The 19,326-nt window shown below is 40.0% G+C and carries 19 protein-coding genes; all 19 read right to left on the reverse strand.

The window, feature by feature from the left end; all coding sequences use genetic code 11:
• Positions 1 to 4 precede the first annotated feature (4 nt).
• The 19 genes from BLS16_RS14785 to BLS16_RS14875 all read right to left on the reverse strand — a co-directional run bounded on the left by BLS16_RS14785 (position 5) and on the right by BLS16_RS14875 (position 19,071).
• The gene (locus BLS16_RS14785) at positions 5 to 1,270 is read right to left on the reverse strand and encodes a glutathionylspermidine synthase family protein (RefSeq protein WP_092334463.1); all 1,266 of its coding nucleotides are present in this window, start codon (positions 1,268 to 1,270) and stop codon (positions 5 to 7) included.
• Positions 1,260 to 1,655 (reverse strand): hypothetical protein, encoded by a 396-nt coding sequence (locus BLS16_RS14790; RefSeq protein WP_092334464.1) that lies wholly within the window; start codon positions 1,653 to 1,655, stop codon positions 1,260 to 1,262. The genes BLS16_RS14785 and BLS16_RS14790 overlap by 11 nt, the downstream gene beginning before the upstream one ends.
• A gap of 54 nt (positions 1,656 to 1,709) precedes the next feature.
• The gene (locus BLS16_RS14795; RefSeq protein WP_092334465.1) at positions 1,710 to 2,162 is read right to left on the reverse strand and encodes a hypothetical protein; all 453 of its coding nucleotides are present in this window, start codon (positions 2,160 to 2,162) and stop codon (positions 1,710 to 1,712) included.
• Positions 2,163 to 2,179: 17 nt separating this feature from the next.
• Positions 2,180 to 3,184: a lipoate--protein ligase gene (gene lplA, locus BLS16_RS14800; RefSeq protein WP_242876303.1), complete on the reverse strand. Its 1,005-nt coding sequence runs from the start codon at positions 3,182 to 3,184 to the stop codon at positions 2,180 to 2,182.
• A gap of 278 nt (positions 3,185 to 3,462) precedes the next feature.
• A complete protein-coding gene (locus BLS16_RS14805) occupies positions 3,463 to 3,780 on the reverse strand; it encodes a TusE/DsrC/DsvC family sulfur relay protein (RefSeq protein ID WP_034602307.1) in 318 nt (105 codons plus the stop codon).
• Positions 3,781 to 3,911: 131 nt separating this feature from the next.
• Positions 3,912 to 5,075, reverse strand: coding sequence for a sulfate reduction electron transfer complex DsrMKJOP subunit DsrP (gene dsrP, locus BLS16_RS14810; RefSeq protein ID WP_092334467.1), 1,164 nt, complete (start codon positions 5,073 to 5,075; stop codon positions 3,912 to 3,914).
• Positions 5,068 to 5,865, reverse strand: coding sequence for a sulfate reduction electron transfer complex DsrMKJOP subunit DsrO (gene dsrO / locus BLS16_RS14815; protein WP_092334468.1), 798 nt, complete (start codon positions 5,863 to 5,865; stop codon positions 5,068 to 5,070). The genes dsrP and dsrO overlap by 8 nt, the downstream gene beginning before the upstream one ends.
• On the reverse strand, positions 5,862 to 6,335 hold the full coding sequence (gene dsrJ / locus BLS16_RS14820; RefSeq protein WP_092334469.1) for a sulfate reduction electron transfer complex DsrMKJOP subunit DsrJ: 474 nt from the start codon (positions 6,333 to 6,335) through the stop codon (positions 5,862 to 5,864). The genes dsrO and dsrJ overlap by 4 nt, the downstream gene beginning before the upstream one ends.
• Positions 6,335 to 7,954, reverse strand: a complete 1,620-nt coding sequence (dsrK, locus tag BLS16_RS14825) for a sulfate reduction electron transfer complex DsrMKJOP subunit DsrK (RefSeq protein ID WP_092334470.1) — start codon at positions 7,952 to 7,954, stop codon at positions 6,335 to 6,337. The genes dsrJ and dsrK overlap by 1 nt, the downstream gene beginning before the upstream one ends.
• 6 nt (positions 7,955 to 7,960) lie before the next feature.
• Entirely contained in the window at positions 7,961 to 8,962 is a 1,002-nt protein-coding gene (gene dsrM, locus BLS16_RS14830; RefSeq protein ID WP_092334471.1) for a sulfate reduction electron transfer complex DsrMKJOP subunit DsrM, read from the reverse strand.
• A gap of 17 nt (positions 8,963 to 8,979) precedes the next feature.
• Complete coding sequence (locus BLS16_RS14835; RefSeq protein ID WP_092334472.1) at positions 8,980 to 9,525, reverse strand: RsbRD N-terminal domain-containing protein; 546 nt, start codon at positions 9,523 to 9,525, stop codon at positions 8,980 to 8,982.
• 401 nt (positions 9,526 to 9,926) lie between these two features.
• Positions 9,927 to 11,774 (reverse strand): molecular chaperone HtpG, encoded by a 1,848-nt coding sequence (htpG, locus tag BLS16_RS14840; RefSeq protein WP_092334473.1) that lies wholly within the window; start codon positions 11,772 to 11,774, stop codon positions 9,927 to 9,929.
• Positions 11,775 to 11,903: 129 nt separating this feature from the next.
• Entirely contained in the window at positions 11,904 to 12,344 is a 441-nt protein-coding gene (locus BLS16_RS14845) for a YaiI/YqxD family protein (protein ID WP_092334474.1), read from the reverse strand.
• A 68-nt stretch (positions 12,345 to 12,412) separates the two neighbouring features.
• Positions 12,413 to 13,249 (reverse strand): CvfB family protein, encoded by an 837-nt coding sequence (locus BLS16_RS14850; RefSeq protein ID WP_092334475.1) that lies wholly within the window; start codon positions 13,247 to 13,249, stop codon positions 12,413 to 12,415.
• A gap of 284 nt (positions 13,250 to 13,533) precedes the next feature.
• Positions 13,534 to 13,734 carry a hypothetical protein gene (locus BLS16_RS14855; RefSeq protein ID WP_092334476.1) on the reverse strand — a complete coding sequence of 67 codons (201 nt, stop codon included), beginning with the start codon at positions 13,732 to 13,734 and terminating at the stop codon, positions 13,534 to 13,536.
• 116 nt (positions 13,735 to 13,850) lie between these two features.
• A complete protein-coding gene (sdhB, locus tag BLS16_RS14860; RefSeq protein ID WP_092334477.1) occupies positions 13,851 to 14,603 on the reverse strand; it encodes a succinate dehydrogenase iron-sulfur subunit in 753 nt (250 codons plus the stop codon).
• Positions 14,604 to 14,615: 12 nt separating this feature from the next.
• A complete protein-coding gene (sdhA, locus tag BLS16_RS14865) occupies positions 14,616 to 16,352 on the reverse strand; it encodes a succinate dehydrogenase flavoprotein subunit (RefSeq protein ID WP_092334478.1) in 1,737 nt (578 codons plus the stop codon).
• A gap of 53 nt (positions 16,353 to 16,405) precedes the next feature.
• Entirely contained in the window at positions 16,406 to 17,014 is a 609-nt protein-coding gene (locus BLS16_RS14870; RefSeq protein ID WP_092334479.1) for a succinate dehydrogenase cytochrome b558 subunit, read from the reverse strand.
• Positions 17,015 to 17,373: 359 nt separating this feature from the next.
• Positions 17,374 to 19,071: a sigma 54-interacting transcriptional regulator gene (locus BLS16_RS14875; RefSeq protein ID WP_092334480.1), complete on the reverse strand. Its 1,698-nt coding sequence runs from the start codon at positions 19,069 to 19,071 to the stop codon at positions 17,374 to 17,376.
• Between the last annotated feature and the right edge of the window lie 255 nt (positions 19,072 to 19,326).

Genomic DNA, 19,326 nt, shown 5'->3' on the forward strand with positions numbered 1-19,326 from the left:
TCAGTTATTCTTTGTAAGAACGTTCAACTTGTTTTACTCCGGTAGGTAAATAGCATGCTAAATTGCCTGTTATTCTACCACCTATCCGCGCACTTATTGCAGATGCTTTTCCTCCAACTAAGAAGGAACCCCAAAGCAATCTGCCTCTAAACAGTCCATTCTCTGTATTACATTCAACTTCTTCCATCTCGACTCGTTTCTGAAAGACCATAGGCTGGTCCCAATAACAACTATCATTGTCTTTTTCAACTAGCTCGCCGTTTGATTCATATAAACTAACTGCTCCGCCTTCTCGCCCAAATACCGGTTTCGTAACATACGCAGCCTTATCTAGGAAATGGTTTTCCATGTATGTGGGAAGCATATACTTTTCAATTAAGTGATGCTCAGTAGGAGTAAAAAACTCACCTGCTTCGTGTAAATTCCAGATGAGACTAAGAAGAGCCTTTGATTGAGCGGCAAAAGCTGATGGAGGGTTAATTATTGCCAGCTTTTCTCTAGCTACAAGATCAAGAACATGAGCTCCCGTTGGATAATTATCCACTTCATCCTTATCTTCAACTAGTTTCTCTAAAGCATGAAGCCGATACCATACGTCAATGGGTAAGAGCTGATCGTTAATTAATGCACACAATCGATCATCAAAGATCCTCAAGTCTTCAAGAGGAACAAATTTTGCTGTGAGTCCTGATTGCTTCATTAAGTATTTCACAGTATCTCTGTCCTCATCGTGCCATCCCAAAGCACTAAACACTATTGAATCTATAGCATAACCAAGCTCTTTATAGGATTGAAGCATCTCTCTAAAAGCATCTCGGATATTAACTTCCATCCCTTCATTTAGGCTTTGAGCGCCGAAAAATGAACTTGCTTTTTGATTAACAAAGAACGCTTCGACAACACTTGTTGGTGTATCAGAGTTAAACTCTATCATTTTCAATCCTTCGGAGGTGTTAATGAAATCAAAACGACCTATGGCTGTCACCAGATCAGGCTTCACAACAACACGAGCTGCGGGGATCGCTTCCTTGGGAATTCCCAATTCCATCAATAGCGCTTCATCTGCAGTTTGGACAGCATAGACAGTTTTTGCAAAAATCTTACCTAATGCTTCAGTTGCCCAGGCAATTTCCTTGCGAAATTCAGGACTTATATAATGAATTCCAGCCAATCCATACTCTACCCCATCTATACGATCCCAAGAAAAAACTGTCCTTAACGGTGTGTAAAGCAGTTCCCTGAGCTTTGAATAGGACAGCTCAGCTGGCACTAGAGCCACCCCCGCCTATTCCCCCGTGAGACCCACTTGTAATACCGCTTGATCCTGATGAGCCAGAAGCCTTCGCTGAACTGCTTCCTGATGTAATACCCGAACTATTCGAGGCCCCTGTACCGCTGGAATTTGGATAACTTGAACCACCACTGGTTATACCAGAGGGCTTTACGGATTTGATTGCTCCTGAAGAATGCTTTTTAGAAAATCCTAAAGGAGCTAAGGTCCTTCCGAAAAAGCCATCATCATCGTCTTCTTCTTCGATTGTAATTGGATTTCCTTCATCGTCGTAGACAACTTGCTGTTGTGGGGCACAGGCAGTAGTGCCAAAAATTAGAGCTGTCGTGAGAAATAAACTAACCAACTTAGTACTTTTGTTCACCTATTTTCTCCCCTCTATGTAACTTTACTTTACTTTACTTACTTACTTACTTACTTACTTACTTACTCTAATTGCATAGAGAACATATCTTTGTCGATCCTCATCAACTTCAAATGAGGTTTTTTCCCACTCCTCATTACCTAACATAAAATAATTGCATTGGGCCAGTAGCGCCAAATCAGATAATGAATCAAATTCTAAATTTGTTATAATAGGATATTCGGATGCATATTCACTAAATTCCCGTATCTCAAGAGCAATATAACCTAAACTCACCTTAGAAGGAGGACTCTTCAACAAAGGTTTTTCGTCTTGTGTCAATTTTACATAGATTAGATATAATGGAGCTTCAATTGCATTTGATGTTTTTTCGTACACAACTCCATCCTTTACTAAATAGTCAGCAAGAAAACGAACCATGACTTCATCTTTTGGAATTGCTTTAAAATGATAAAGTGCAGGATAGTTTTTTTCCTCATTTAAAATACGATACTCCAGTTGTTCCATAAAGTCTAACCCCCTACTTAGATCACGCCACTTAAAAGCCAATTTATTAGATCATCAATTATCACTTGATCCTCTTGGTCAACATCGATTCCTCTGATCGCATTTACTATTAAGTCTAGTTGCAAAGGTAACATTAGGAGTGTTAAAGCTATCCTGTCTATTAAATGGCTATTCATTGCATCTGAATATATTTTAGCATCGTTGATTAATCCATTTGACAATGTTAAACCTAGCTCTATTCCACCCCAAAGAAACCGAGTTGAAAGAACCATATCAAAGTTAGGTGTTTTACCGTAAAGCCAATCCCATGATGAGTATTTCTTATATAGATTTTCAAGAGGAAATGTTGTATCGCTCATTATTATGGGAGGTTCAGAAACTTTGCCATAAAGATCTTGGAAACTTTTCATTAGAGCAGTTTTCATTGACTCAATGGATATTTCCGAACTAAATAGGTTTAGGTTCCCTACCCTAGCCTGAACGGAATCAACTCCCTTAGATACTATCTTTTCTTTTGAGACTTGAAGGTAAGCAGCGAGTTTAGCTACGTCAACGTCAATCAAAATTGTTCCGTGATGATATGCTTTATCACGTTCAAAGTAAAAAGCATTCCCAGAGAACTTACGCCCTTCTACCGTTAAGTCATTACGACCTGTGAATTGAGCATTAATATTAAATGTCCTTACAGCTTCTAAAATTACACTTAACTGCTTTTCTAAATCATATTGGGCTCTGTCCATAATGAAGGTGAAGTTTAGATTCCCTAAGTCATGATAGACCGCACCTCCGCCTGAAAGACGACGAGCTAACTTTCCACCAGCCTGTTCTAATTCATTACAACGACATTCTTTCCAGGCATTCTGGTTTCTTCCAATGACTACAGTATTCTGGTTTTGCCACAGATATAAAATTACTTGATTATGCTTAATCTCTCTAAATAAATACTCTTCTAAAGCAAGATTATGCCAGGGGTCGAAAGACGTTGAACTAACAATCTTTGTTTCATACTCAAGGTATTCCAGTTTAAACACTCCTATCAAATATGATCTCATTCTACATTTTGCTCTAGAACTCCTGCAATTAGTCAGTTAAATTTATCATACTAAGATAAATGAGAGTGCTTGTGGAAATTTTACTATATTTAGATTATTTGGTGACAAGGTTTTCTTCTTTTGTGGATTCATTTTTAACTTGCTAACCAATTACAAACAGGAATGAAACAATACTCTAAACAAGAAATAAGTCGATCACATATAGTGATCGACTTATATTAATAATTTAAGCTATGAAAACAAATAGCTTATACGCAACCAGTTGGTTTTGGAAGTCCAGCAATTTTACAAGCGCCTTTTCCAGGGCCAGCTGGGAACAGTTCATAAATTTTCTTTTGGTCGTAGCCTGTGTCTTTAACCATTTTACGAACCATTGGAGCAACACCGAATTGATCAAAATAACCTCTGAGATAGTTGATCATTGCCCAGTGTTCTTCTGTAAGCTCTGGTACTTCCTCTGTGACAGCAAGTGCTTTAGCTACATCTTCATTCCATACTGCAAAATCCTCAAGAAAACCGTCTTCGTCCAGTTCAACAGTTGCATCTCCTACTACTAGTTGAGCCATAATTAATATTCCTCCTTATGTGTGTTTATAAAATTGATACTGTTTGAGTGAGAGGTAATTCAAGATGTATAGTATATACCTGAATTACTCCCATTCTACCTCAAACTGGTACCAAAAGAGCATCAATTAAACTAATTTGCCTTCTCTTCTCTAACTGAGATTGCAACCTTGTATAATATTGTGACGAGGAGCATCCCGATTGAGTAGACTGCTAAGGTCACCAAAATCTCATTAAGAGTCGGTGCGTATTCAATAACTCTCTCAAAAGAATTGGGTACAAATCCAGCTACAATTAATATCATACCTTTATCAATCCAGTTTGCAATAATGATTGATAGCAAACCTATAATTAAGGTTGCCTTATTCATACGTGTACTTGGGAATACAAGCATGGCAATTCCCAAAAAGGCTAAAACTACCGCAGTCCACATAATTGGAACCAGACTGTAGTGACCGTCCATACCAAAGAATATATACCTTAAAGGAGCGCTATATTCAGGGATATTGCTATAGAATGCTGTGAACAGCTCTAAGATATAGAAGAACACATTGGCAATCATAGCATATCTAACGATCTTAACCAGAGATTGGATTGCGCCAACACCCGGGTCTGGGTCGAATTTACTGACCTTCTTAACAATAAAGCAGAGAAGAATCAAGATTGCGGGACCTGCAGCGAAGGCTGAGGCAAGGAAGCGTGCCGCCATAATAGCCGACAGCCAAAGGTGTCTGCCTGGCAAACCTGCGTATAGGAAAGCTGTGACAGTATGAATACTAACAGCCCAAGGGATCGACAGATAGATGATAGGCTTAACCCATTTTGGTGATGGAGCGCCTTTACGTTCAGCGCCAAGAGTTGTCCAGCCAACCACGAGGTTTATGAGAAGATATCCGCATAAGACTATCATATCATAAAACATAACCGAATGTGGACTTGGATGAAGAATAACATTCATGATACGCATAGGCTGTCCTAAGTCGACAACAATAAACAGCATACACATTATAACAGCCGGAATTGCTAAAAACTCTCCAAGGATGACCATTTTACCAAACTTTTTAAAGTCATGCAGGTAATAAGGTAAAACAAGCATAACCGCAGAAGCAGCGACCCCAACCAAGAAAGTAAACTGAGCAATGTATAATCCCCAGGATACATCTCTGCTCATTCCTGTAACACCAAGACCGTTGTTAAATTGGTTCATATAGGCTACGAAGCCTACGGCGATGATCGCCAATAGTAGTGTAACCCATATCCAATATCTTTTACTACCGGATAGCGCTTTCTCAAGCATGTTCGCCACCTCCTACTAGGTAGTAAACACTCGGCTGAGTTCCCAGTTCTGGCTTACGTCGAATTGTAAGCTTCGTGCTGACAATTTTACGCACTTCTGAATTTGGGTCATCCAAATCTCCGAATATTAATCCCCCATTAGACTTTTCCACACAAGCAGGCATGAGTCCATCTGCAAGTCGTTCGTAGCAGAAATTACATTTTTCTACAACACCTGGTGTTCTTGTTGGATATTCTGTGGAAACTTCTTCAATGAATGGTCTGGGATCTTTAAAGTTAAAACTTCTTGCTCCAAACGGACAAGCAGCCATACAGAATCGGCATCCAATACATCGATGAAAATCCATAGCTACAATACCGTCAGGTCGTTGAAATGTGGCCTCTGTGGGACACGCCCTAACGCAAGGTGGGTTTTCACAGTGATTACATGTTACCATAAAAGGGCTATGCATAACATGCTCATCCAAATATTCATTATGCCCGCCAGCAAAGGTATGATGATAATCATCTTTCCAAATCCATTTGATCTCATCTTTGGTATTAGGGAATTTGGGAACATTATGAAGCTTATGACAGGCTTCAATTACCTTTTCCATGTCAGCTTCTGATTTGAATTTACTCATATCAACAACCATAGCCCAACGTTTAGCAGGCATATCCTTTGCAGCCTTTGTGTATCCAGAAGCCGCAGCATCTTTTTTACGAAAACCTGTGATAACAAAAGAACTTCCTATACCTAAAGCAGTGACCATTCCAGCTCTTCTTAGAAATTGTCGTCTATTGATGCTCATTTCGCTGCCTCCTTTGGCTCAAAATGGCAACTCCAACATTTCGGCTTCACAGCTGAATAATCGTGACAGGAAGCGCAAAATTCAGGTGATTCATTTATCGCCGGGTTGCTGACTCCTGTTGTAGAAGAAGCCGGATTGCTAAGAGCTACTTTCGAAGCCGATCCATTTGCATGACATTTTAGGCAAGTGTCTTGAAGACTGATTGGATATTCTTTTCCTTGACTATTGATATATACAGTCTGGCCATTTCGCACAGCTTCCTCTCTCCATTGATTGAGGAGTTTCATATGATTGGCCCGCATAAATTCCGGTGATTCGACACATTGTTTATCGGATAATTGTTGAATAGCTGGTGTATCAAGTGCTACATCCGGTCCGGCATTAACTTTCCCCATATTATAGAAGAATGGGATGGTAAAAAGTGCCGCAAAGATAATGAGTGAAGCAATAATTTTACCGCCTTTATACATTACTCATTACCTCCTTTTCCCGGCAAATCTTCAAAGCGAAGGTTTGTAGTTCTTTCTTTTTCGCCTTTCATCACGAGTGCATTAGCAACCAATTCTGTAACACCAGTTACTCCTACCCCTGGATTCCAGTAATCCATAAGTGCAGGTAAGGCAGCCCTATCCACGGCACAAATGTTAGCCAGCATGTTAACTCCATGTTTTTCTTTAACATACTTTACTGCATTTGCTCTCGGGAATCCGCCTCTCATACGCTGTTCCATGTTTTCAGAAGCATTTAATCCTGATCCGCTTCCACAGCAGAATGTCTTCTCACGAATTGTATTTTCAGGCATCTCATAGAAATTATTGCATACAGCTTTAATAATTTCACGAGGTTCATCCAGTAGTCCCATTCCTCTCGATGGATTACAGGAATCATGGAAGGTTACCTTCAGATGATCGTTGCGAGTTGGGTCAAGATTCAGCTTATTGTGCTTAATCAAGTCAGCCGTAAACTCGGAAATATGGATCATTTTAGTTGATTTGGCATTTTCAAAAACAGTACCCGTTATTGGCGAAACCGGCACTTCAAGGAAGTCTGCAGGGCCATGCCAGGTGTCCATATATTGATTCAGAACCCTCCACATATGACCGCATTCTCCGCCGATGATGTATTTAACGCCTAATCGCTTAGCTTCCGCATAGATCTTGTAATTAAGTCTCTTCGCAGTTTCGTTCGAAGTGAAGAAACCGAAGTTGCCGCCCTCGGAAGCGTAGGTGCTCCAAGTGTAATCAAGCCCCAACTCATGGAACATCATGAGATACCCCATACAGGTATAGACCCCAGGCTCGCCTAAAAGATCCCCTGACGGAGTGACGAACATAATCTCGGCGCCTTTTCTGTTGAAGGTCGGATTTACTCTAATTCCTGTAATATCCTCAATATCATCAACCATGGACTCAATGTTGCCTGTAATTGCATGCGGTTCTAAGCCAAGGTGATTGCCTTTCATATAACAGGCTGCCGCAGGTCCTGCAATCCAGTCAATATTTAAGCCGACTAAATTAAGAAGTTCCCGACCAATAATCGTAACTTCAGCTTGGTCAATACCATAAGGACAGAAGACAGAGCAACGACGACATTCTGTACATTGGAAAAAGTATGACCACCATTCCTTTAAGACATCCATATTAAGTTCTCTAGCACCAGCTAGACGCCCGAGAAACTTTCCGGACTTTGTGAAGTACTTCTTGTAGACTGATCTTAGCAATTCTGCTCTGAGGACAGGCATGTTCTTGGGGTCACCAGTTGCGATATAGAAATGACATTTATCGGCACAGGCACCACATCTAACACAAATATCCATGAAAATCTTGAATGAGCGATACTTACTAAGTCGTTCTGCAATCCCATCTAGGATAGTAGATTCCCATCCCTCAGGTATTTTCCAGTCCTCGTCGGCTGGCGACCATTGTCTTGGGTTGGGTAGGCCTAATGTCAACAAGTCTTTTTCTTTTGCTCCCCAACAGTAGGTACCCGGTTTGAATTCAACAGGCGTATCCATCCAATCTGTCGCCGGAGTCTTAAAATCTATCTTAGATAATTCTCCCGGCTTAGGAAGTTTAACTTTCGGTGCCATCCACGATCACTCCTTTTCTACCGGTAAACCAGCTTTTTTCATCTTATCCCTGAATTCATCTTCATAGTGTTCATAGGTATGAACCTCAACATCGTAATTCCATGGATTAATGTGTCTTACCATACGACTATTGTTCATCATATTACGGGTTGGGCTCATGAAAATACCACCCATATGCATCAGCTTACTCATGGGGAAATAAGCAAAGAGTATGCTGACCAGGAATATATGGATGAAAAACATTGGTCCAATGTCTGTTGGAAGAACCGGTTGGAAAGTAGCTAATCCTATTGCTAATTCTTTAACAGCAACCAAGTCTACCTTAAAGAAATAGCGCATTAGAATACCGGTACCAGCGATGCTCATAATCATAAAGAGCGGGAAAAAATCCGCAGGAAGTGAAATATATCTAACCTGTGGAACAACAAGTCTTCTGCAGAATAAAAAGGTGACTGCGATGAGAATAAAAACGTCTGTCAAGTAGATTGCAGGCAATCCTATTTGCAATATCCCATCAACACTCTCGAAGGCTTGAACTAAGAACGGAACCGGATCCATAAAGAACCTAAGATGCCTAACAATGATTATCAGGAATGACCAGTGAAAAAACAAACTACCTAACCAAAGCCATTTTGCTGAGCCGTAGGATAGTTCAGGGCCGTTTTGTCCCTCTCTTAATTCAGTCTTAGTATTACGGAATAACGAACGGAATAAGAGAACTTCCATAGCCATTCTAACAATAACACCAAATGCACTTGACGGATTTTCGATCTTATTTTGCTTAATCCAAGGTAGTGATTTTTGTTGTCCAATTGTTGTAGGAATTCGGAAGGGAACCGGTGACCGCCCCCACTTTACGACTCTGTAAATGAACCCACCTACAAACATGATGAAGGCTAGATAAGGAATGATAATACCAAAGACATAGTGTAAATTTGCAATGCTCGCCCCAATACTGGCCACTATAATGAGTACAATGACTGTGATGAAAGAATACAAGACTTTCACTCTACGACCTCCTTCCTTTATTTTTGGTCTTTGTGTTCAAATTCTTGAACTGGAATCTCGGACATTAGATTGGCTTTCTTTAGCAGGGTAAAGGTCATCCGCTTTAGTTCGTCTGTCCTTAGTTCATAGATCTGCTCACGACACTTTACATATATATCAAAGGCAGTGAGGGCCAGATCATCAATTTTCGACTCAAACTCTAATAACGCAAGATTGATCTGACTCTGCCCAATATCCTTACCCAGCGCTTCTCGAACAATAGTTTTGAGTTGGAAGATAAACGCCATGGCTTTAGCGGGAGAAAAATCTTGTATTGCCCTGACCTTAATTATATCTTCGAGAAAAGAAATGCTTTCTGAAAAGTCCTCTCCTTTAACGAGCACTTCTAAGATGCCGTCAATCCCAGTTGAGAAGGTATAACCAATTGGGTTTGCAAACCTATCTTGTTGGTTCATTAAAAACCCCGATTTATCATTGGGATAGGATGCTAATATTACCTCTAGCCAACGTTTCGAGATGTCGGACTTCTTTTCCTTTAAGATTTCATTAAATTTTATGTCCAAAATAAAGCTCACTCCTTGTTGTAGAACCATTTATTGTCTTTGTAACACAATTTTAGTCGATGTTGAATATGACTCGCTTCAACATCGACCTGCCCCTGAGAACGTTTTCACATAGTTAAAGTCCCAGCTATCCCTCTTAAACTACTAACCTTGATATTTAAAATATGGTGTCCCCTCCCTAAAGAGCAAGTCTCCAACGATTCATCCAAAAGGAGTGAGTGACCGGAAATATAATGTTATTTGTTCTTATAATCACTATCAGTCTAAGGAATTTTACTAGGCTTGTAAAATTCTTATTTCCTATTGATCAATTAGATAATCGTATTGCGATCATTAACAAGAAAGAGCTACGAATTATTATAGCTCTTTCTTATTCATCTAGACAATCCCTATTTAAAATTCTATCCTAAAGCACGCTCTAAAATTTCATTTAGTCGATTAACCATGCTGCGAGGGTCAACTATTAGACCTGCTGCAATTTGAGCGTTTTCGAATATTTGCTCAGCAGCAGTTTGGGCAAAAGCATCTTCATTTCTACGAGCATAATCCAGTCGTTTAATCATGGGGTGCGCAGCGTTAATCTCTAAAACGCTTGGCCCTACTTTATTAAGATCTTTATTAACTAACTGCATCATCCGCTGCATACTGTTAGTCCCAAACGGACTGAACACTACTGCCGGACTGTCAACCAATCGTTTAGATTCCCGCACTTCAGTCACTTTAGCTCCGAGTACTTCTTTTAGCCAACTAGTTAAGGCTAAAACATCTTCTTCTGAGAGTGCATCCGCACTTCTTTCCTGCTGAATTTGATCCCCTAAATCTAATTCAGCTTCATCGGCAGAAATAAGTTTCTTACCCTCATATTCTCTAATTGAGCCAAAGATATAGTCGTCAATTGCTGCGTAGGTATATAATACTTCAAATCCTTTGTCTCTAAATGCTTCTAAATAAGGACCTGACTCGATGACTTCACGTGAAGGACCATTGACATAATAGATTGCAGATTGTTCTTCTTTCATACGACCAATATACTCAGCCAAAGATACTAATTCCCCAGCTTTTGTGCTTGAAGACTCAAAGCGCAATAGTTTAACGAGTTCTTTTTGGTGAGTAAAATCATTCGCTGCCCCTTCTTTAATAAAGAAATTAAACTTCTCCCAAAACTCTTTGAACTTCTCCGGTTCCGATGTTGCCTGACCATCAAGAAATTTAAGAAAGCGGCTAGTAACCACTTTGTTTAATTTACTTACTAAGGCACTGTCTTGCATTGTTTCCCTTGAGATATTCAGAGGCAATTCTTCACTATCTATTACCCCTTTCAAAAACCGCAGCCATTCAGGTAAAACCAGGGGCGACTTTTCCTGGATAAGAACTTTTTTGCAGTAGAGGCTGACTCCCGGCTCAGTACGTCCAAAGCCAAACTGTTCGAAGTTTTCTTTAGGAACAAATAATAAAGTATTAATATTCAAAGGAGCATCGGACGAAAAATGGAGACGCAAAAGTGGTTCATCGTATGCATTAGCAATGAATTTATAAAATTCATTATAGTCGTTGTCTGATATCTCATTTTTATTTTTAGTCCAAAGAGCATCAACTGTATTTACTTTTTGCCCATTAACCAGAATTGGGTATGGTACAAAACTAGAGTATTGCTTAATCACCCGTTGAACGGTTTCTTCCTTGGCAAATTCGTAGGCATCTTCTTTTAAATGGAGAACCATCTTTGTTCCTCGAACACGATCCTCCCCTTCAGTAATTGTATAACTCCCTACGCCGTCAGACTCCCAAATAAAGGTTTCCCCATTCAGGTGATAGGAGCGAGTAGTAATGGTCACTTTTTCCGCTACCATGAAGGCTGAATAAAAACCTACGCCGAATTGACCAATTAAATTAAGATCTTTTTTATCCCCTTTATCGGTTAAATGTTTAATAAATTCTTTGGAGCCGGAATGGGCAATAGTTCCTAAATTCCCAACCAACTCTTCCTTAGTCATTCCAATACCTGTATCGGTAATGGTAAGTGTATGTGAATTATCATCTGTATCAATATGGACTTCTAACGCTGCGTCTTGGTCTTTAACCTCCGGCCCGGTTAATTGGGTGTAACGCAGTTTCTCCATTGCATCAGCTGCATTAGATATCAGCTCTCTTAAGAAAATTTCACGATCTGTATAAAGAGAATGAATAACAATGTCTAACAATTGCCTGATCTCAGTTTGGAATTCCTTAGTTTCTACTGCCGTACTCATTGTTTACCTCCACGAAATTGAAATAAGTAGGTGGCCCGTCAAGTCGAGCCTCTACCTCATAGTTTAATCAAAATTTGGCAAAAGTGCAAAGTCTTTTTGCTTATTTATTCATGCAAAAACATCAAAGTCTTAAAGAATGCAATTATCTAGGCATTGCTTTAGACAATCTTCAAAGTGACGGTCATTATCCGACGTTCTCTTTTTAGGCCCTTTAGTTCTGCCCCCACTTCTACGAAATTTTGCTTTCGCCTCTCGTTCCTCAAGCAAAAATTCAATTGTCGCCGGATTAAACTCTTTGCCTATGGGATTTAAACACTTAACCCCTTTTCCCAATAACATTGCTGCTAGGCCCCAATCCTGTGTCACAGCTATATCTCCTGCTTGAGCCAGATTTATTACTCGGATATCTGCTTCTTGTGAAGAGTTTCCTACGACTATATGATGATCCGAGACAATATTATGGTTAAAACTTGCTACAGTCCAAACAGGTATAGCACGTTCACTGGCTAACCTGATGCAAATCTGTAAGACTGACTTGGGACAGGCGTCCGCATCCACAATTACTTTCATACCTTCACTTCTCTCAGTCAACTAAACATTAACAGATTAAGATTCCTTTTAGATGTTTTTCTTTATGGTTATTTCTCTTTCAAACCGCCCTCAGTTTGAATCACCTTGTTTTCTTTAAGTAGTTTACCTACGGCCCGTTTAAAGGCAGCTTTACTCATGTTCAGTCGGCTCTGGATTTCTATGGGGCTGCTTTTGTCATTTAGGGCCAAAAATCCATCATGATCCTTTATTCCCTGCAGAATCTTCACTGTATCCGATTCCATTTGAATATGTTTAAGTTCTCTGGGAGATAAATCAAGTTTACCATCCTCTCGGACTCGGATTACTCTCGCTTCAACTTGATCCCCTTCTTTTAGCTCTATAAAACACTCATTAAGAGGAATCAGTCCCATGTATATATTATCTACCGCAACAAAAACCCCGATCTCGGGGTTCACAGAGTAGACTGTGCCGACAACCTTATCATTCTTTTGATAGGGTGAATCGGGGTTCAAATACTCGTATATTTCAGTTGTAGCACTTAGTCTTTGACTTTTGTCTAAGTAAACTTTTACCAAATAGCTTTTGCCTTCATCGATAGGGTATTTCTGTTCACGGAATGGCAAAAGCAAGTCTCTTTCCAGTCCCCAATTTAAGAAGGCACCAATTTTCGTTTTTGCATTAACCCTAAGATAGGCTAAATCCCCTAACTTAGCCAATGGCTTTCGAGTTGTGGCAATTAATCGCTCTTCAGAGTCACGATAGACAAAAACCTCTAGTTCATCACCTTCTTTAGCCCCCTCCGGCAATTGTTTGATCGGTAGCAGGATATTATCGTGACGAATGCCGGTACCTGCATCTAAATATGCTCCAAAGGATGTAAAGTTTGCAATCTTAAGTTTATAATATTTCCCAATCTCAATCATTGTTTGCTTCCCTTCCAATGCTAATATAGTACACCTTTCAAGAATGCACCATGTATTCCCTACCTATTATAACGAAAGGGTATCTCAGGTGCAAAAAATCATTACATAAATTTCCTGGGTTCATTGTATCTGTTGTTGCAGTAGTTAAAATACCTATTCCTTTTGCTGTGTTAATATAATCATTTCTGTAAAGAATATAACCATAAAATACCAAACGTAAAAGGGACTAGCCTAGCTAATCCCCAAAACATTACAGTTCAATCTATTCTCCCCTAAAAATTCAGTTAAAAGAAGTTCGAGCTATCATTCTGTTCGTGACAGTTTGGACGACAATATTGACACCCTTCAGTGCAACATGGACCAAATAAACTCGGAGTAAACTGATGCACTTTGAGCTCTTCATCATTGGCTAAGGTATTAGACAAAACAGCTGATGAAACCGTATCATTCTGATGAGCCAAGGCTTCTTCTCGTTGAGTTTTCATAGACTCGAATCTCCTTTTTCCTGAATTTGTACATTTTACTTATAATTGATCGAACCTCACATTTTTATACTATCCTATTCATATTATATAAATAAATTCACAATTTTTCAAATATTTTATTTTCTCAACCATCGGTTAATGGCAAATTTATTTGCTTCCCGATTCAAATCTGCCAAGCTGGTTGTCAGTGGTATCTCCTTAGGACAGGCACGAACACAGTTTTGAGAATTGCCACAATCTGCGATTCCCCCCTCATCAAGCAAAGCTGACAACCTCTCATGTTTATTCATTTCCCCGGTTGGATGAGCATTAAATAGTCGGACTTGCGAAATAGCTGATGGACCAATAAATTTTGAACGGGGGTTTACTTGAGGGCAGGCCTCCATGCAACATCCGCAAGTCATACATTTGGACAATTCGTAGGCCCATTGTCTTTTAACTTCAGCCATTCTTGGACCCGAACCCAAATTGTAGGTTCCATCAATTGGTATCCAAGCATGAACAGTCTTTAGGTGGTCAAACATGATTTGCCGATCAATCATCAAGTCTCGAACAATAGGGAATTTAGTTAACGGCTCAAGGACAATTGGCTGTTCAAGTTGGTCGATCAAGGCTGAACATGCCTGCTTTCCTTGCCCATTAATATTCATTGTACAGGCACCGCACACTTCCTCTAGGCAGTTACATTCCCAGACCACGGGGGTCGTTTTCACCCCCGATGCAGTAATCGGATTTTTCTGTATCTCCATTAAGCAAGAAATAACATTTAGCTTTTCTCGATAAGGTATCTCAAACTCTTCCCAGCGGAAGGGCTTATTAGGACCGTCTTGGCGGCGGATTTTTATTTGGATTTTTTTTTGCTCAGCCATCTTACACCCCTCCTATTTGTCAACGTCATAGCGACGAGCACGTAATGGAATTAATGACACGTCAACAGCTTCGTAACTCAGTTCTGGGCCTCTCGGTGTCCAAGTTGCGATGGTAGTTTTTAACCAATTCTGATCATCACGTTCCGGGTAATCCGGTTTATAATGAGCGCCTCTGCTTTCGTTGCGATTTAAGGCTCCCAAAGTAATCACTCTGGCTAGTTCCAACATATTCCATAGTTGACGAATAAACGCACCTTCTTGGGTTCCCCATTCAATATTGTCGCTTCTGCCGATATCACGCCAGCGCTTCATTAGATCTTGGATTACCCGATCAGTTTCCGCTAACTTATCGTTATAGCGCACGACTGTGACGTTTTGAGTCATAATATCTCCGAGCTCTTTGTGAATATGAAATGGGTTTTCCGATCCTTTCATAGCTAATATACTTGCCCATTGATCATCTTGGCGTTTCTTTTCATTTAAAAATGCCTGCTCCTTGCCACTGGGAGACAACCTTTTAGTTTTCTTTATATACTCCAAAGCCTTCGGGCCGGCTACCATACCCCCATAAATAGCAGAGAGCAGCGAATTTGCTCCTAAACGATTTGCCCCATGATATTGATATTCACATTCCCCAGCTGCAAAAAGTCCCGGAATATTCGTCATTTGATCATAGTCCACCCAAAGTCCACCCATAGAGTAGTGTACTGCCGGAAAAATTCTCATAGGAACCTTTTTAGGATCATCTCCGACGAACTTTTCATAGATCTCTATGATTCCCCCCAATTTTATCTGCAGTATGTTTGGATCAATGTGCGAAAGGTCTAAATAAACCATGTTTTCACCATTGATACCTAGTCCTTTGTCAAAAACCACTTCATAAATTGCACGAGTTGCAATATCTCTCGGAACCAGGTTTCCATAAGCCGGATACATTTCCTCCAAGAAATACCAAGGTTTCCCATTCTTGTATGTCCACACCCGTCCGCCTTCTCCTCGAGCTGATTCAGACATTAGTCTAAGCTTATCGTCTCCAGGAATAGCGGTTGGGTGAATTTGGATAAACTCGCCGTTAGCGTATTTTATCCCTTGTTGATATAATGCTGACACTGCACTTCCTGTACAAATTGTAGAATTTGTACTTTTACCAAATACTGCCCCCGGCCCGCCGGTAGCCACAATTACAGCGTCTGCCGGAAAGGACTTAATACTCATGTCACGGAGATTTTGCGCAACGATTCCCTGGCACACTCCATCATTAATTACTACAGAGAGTAATTCCCAATGTTCATATTTTTGAACTAAGCCTTCTACCTCATAGCGTCGAACTTGCTCATCAAGCGCATAAAGCAGCTGTTGACCGGTAGTAGCCCCTGCAAAAGCAGTTCGACAAAACTTTGTTCCCCCAAAACGACGAAAATCCAGAAATCCTTCGGAGGTTCGGCTGAACATGACTCCCATCCTATCCATTAAATGAATAATTCCCGGTGCTTCATCACACATAGCCTTTACCGGAGGTTGATTAGCAAGAAAATCTCCTCCATAGATAGAATCGTCAAAGTGATTCCAGGTTGAATCTCCTTCTCCTTTAGTATTAACAGCTCCGTTAATTCCCCCTTGGGCACAAACGGAGTGTGAACGCTTGACAGGTACTAGTGAAAACAGATCAACTTGTGTACCCGCTTCAGCCATTTTAATCGTAGCCATAAGTCCCGCCAGTCCGCCTCCAACAACGATGACTTTGCTCATCAACTAACCCTCCACTCCCTATAAGTCTATCTGCAGCTGTAATTACGCAGTCATTATTTCAAAAATGCAAAGATATCTGCCATACCTATCACGGACATGAGTACAAATATAACTCCTAATGTATATAACCATACTCTCTGAGAATGCGGCCCGACGGTTAATCCCCAAGTAATTGCAAAAGCCCATAAACCGTTGGTAAAATGAAAGATTGCCAATAAAACGCCTAAAACATAAAAGCTTAATCCCAGGGGTTGACTCATAAATTCGGAAAGAGTGGCAAAATTCGCCTCACCAAATCGCAAAAGATAGACATGGGTAATGACAAAGACGAGGGTGTAAAGACCCGAAATCCTCTGAATCAGATAGAACCAATTCCTGGCATATTTGTAGCGCAAAACATTGGTTTGACCTGTATAAACCACCCAAGTACCGTAAATTGCATGGGCTGCAATAGGTATAAAAATGACAATCAACTCAGCTATAAAAATTCCCGGGAAACTTTGCATTGTATTAATAACTAAATCATACTGTTTCGGCCCCCCCAGAGCTGTTAAATTAAGGAACAGATGAAACGTTAGAAAAAATCCTATAGGAACCAAACCCAATAATGAATGAACCCTTCGAATTAAAAAGTGATGATTAGACACTTGTGCTAGACTCATTAACTCAATCCTCTCTTCCAAATCTAATTTTTACATATGCCTCTACTTACGCACCGAATCTTGATTCTACCCTCCATTTATGGTATTGCTAAAACACTAGCATATCTTATAGATAGCAATCTCTATGCCAATATATTAGAATTGCTTAACTTTTCTGATTTTTTATACAAAAAAATTTTACTTCGCTTGTAGTCTAGGATTCAACCCTAAGGTAATTTGGGGGTTTTATCTTTCACCTAGAACAAAATGTTTATATGACTCTTTTATTATACATATCAAATTTATAATTTCTAGAATTTAGAAGCTTGCCCCTTCTAATAATTGGAACTTATCTTATTCCTGATCAATCCCTTTCTGTATCAACCCATTGTCTTGAGTTTATTATAGAGTGTTGCCAGAGAGATCCCTAAAGCTTTAGCAGCTTGCTTCTTCCCTTCTACTGCATTCCCATAACGTTCTATGGCCATATTTATAAGGTGCTTCTCCATTTGCTCAATAGGCATAATCTCTTCGATTATCTGCTCATGATGTATGGTTTGCGGAAACTCTACAAGATTGAGAAATTGTTTGTGGGTGATTATTTCTTCATCAACTGTTACCATTGCCCTTTCCATGACATTCTGCAGTTCGCGAATATTACCCGGCCATTCATATTGCATTAACAATTCTTCTGCTTTAGTAGTTAATCCCTTGACGTGTTTTCCGAATTTCCGATTAAACTTGGCTATAAGAGAATGCACATATGCCGGAATGTCTTCCTTGTGATTTCGGAGTGACGGCAAGCCTAATTCAACAACATTGAGTCGGTAAAAGAGATCTTCTCGAAAATCTCCTTGCTTGGCCATTTGCAGTAAATTTCGATTCGTAGCTGCAATGACTCGTACATCCACTTTAATTGTCTGTGACCCTCCAACTCTTTCAAACTCCATTTCTTGTAACACTCTTAATAACTTAGCTTGCAGATGAAGGTTCATATCTCCAATCTCATCTAAGAAGATAGTGCCTCCATTTGCCAACTCCATCTTGCCAAGTTTAGTTTTTAAAGCCCCCGTAAATGCCCCCTTTTCATGTCCAAAAAATTCACTTTCGAGAAGAGTCTCCGGGATAGCAGCACAGTTGACTTTAATAAATGGCTTATCGAGGCGTAGGCTTGAGGCATGAATCGCATGTGCAAATAGCTCTTTTCCTGTACCTGATTCCCCGGTAATCAGTATTGTCGAATTGCTTTTAGCTGCCTTGCGAGCCAAATCCAAAGCACTTTCAAATTCCGGGTGGCTTCCGATTATGTCATCAAAGGTGTATGAACTGGTGGATATCTGATTAATTCGGGTCTGTAAATCGTCAATGACTCGGTTTGAGGCCCTTAATTGTTCCATTAACTTGTAAATATCCGTCAAAGGTTGAAAAACTACAACAGCACCTTCCATTTTGCCTTCAACGACAATAGGAGATGCATTAGCCACAACCTCTACATCAGCACCTCCAACAACTGCACGATGGGCAAATACGGCTTCATGGGTTCGAAGGGAACGGGCAAGAGCACCGTTTGGAGAAACCTCAAAAATATTATTGCCAATTCGCTGCCCGGCAGGAATTGCCGTCACGCGACTAAATGATGGATTAACGTATTTGATATTTCCATCGATACTGGCTACTTCAATGGCTTCCTGGACAGAGTTCAGGATGGCATCAAGTTCCCCTTTTAAACGCTTAATATCCGCCAGCTTCTCTTTCTCTTCAATAAGGTGCATCATCAGATTTGCACCCTGAGCTTCTATTACTACGCAGGATTTTTCTTTATAACTATTTATTTGTTCCCGAACATACTCAAGTCCGGTTGCTTCAATAATTACGTCCAAATTTGTGATTTTGAATAAGTCATCCAGGGATGAAAGAGTTTTCACTCTATCCAATCTAGCAAGCTGCATACCCTGGGCAGTTTCAGCACAATCACACACGGCGGCTATCTCAATATGTTCTATGCTACGTAACGTTTTATAAATGGATGCCCCCCCCTGGCCCATACCAACTATACCTACTTTTACTTTAAGAGCCATAAGTTTTCCTCCCATATTTAACGATACTTGTAAATGCTATGCCCTTTAAAACAATTCGCTCTTGATCTATTTACTCCTGCCATAATTCTTTTATTTTTTAGAATTTTTAAATAATTAAGTAGAAGTTTTACTATATAACGTAAAGGGACTAATTTATAAATAACTCAACTTTCGCACCGCAGTTGTGCGAATAAAGCCTTGATATAACTGGGCAATGCACTGATCCAGTTATGTAGTTGACTAAGTGATTCGTAA

Origin of the sequence: Desulfosporosinus hippei DSM 8344, assembly GCF_900100785.1 — a bacterium.
Classification (GTDB): Bacteria; Bacillota; Desulfitobacteriia; order Desulfitobacteriales; family Desulfitobacteriaceae; genus Desulfosporosinus; species Desulfosporosinus hippei.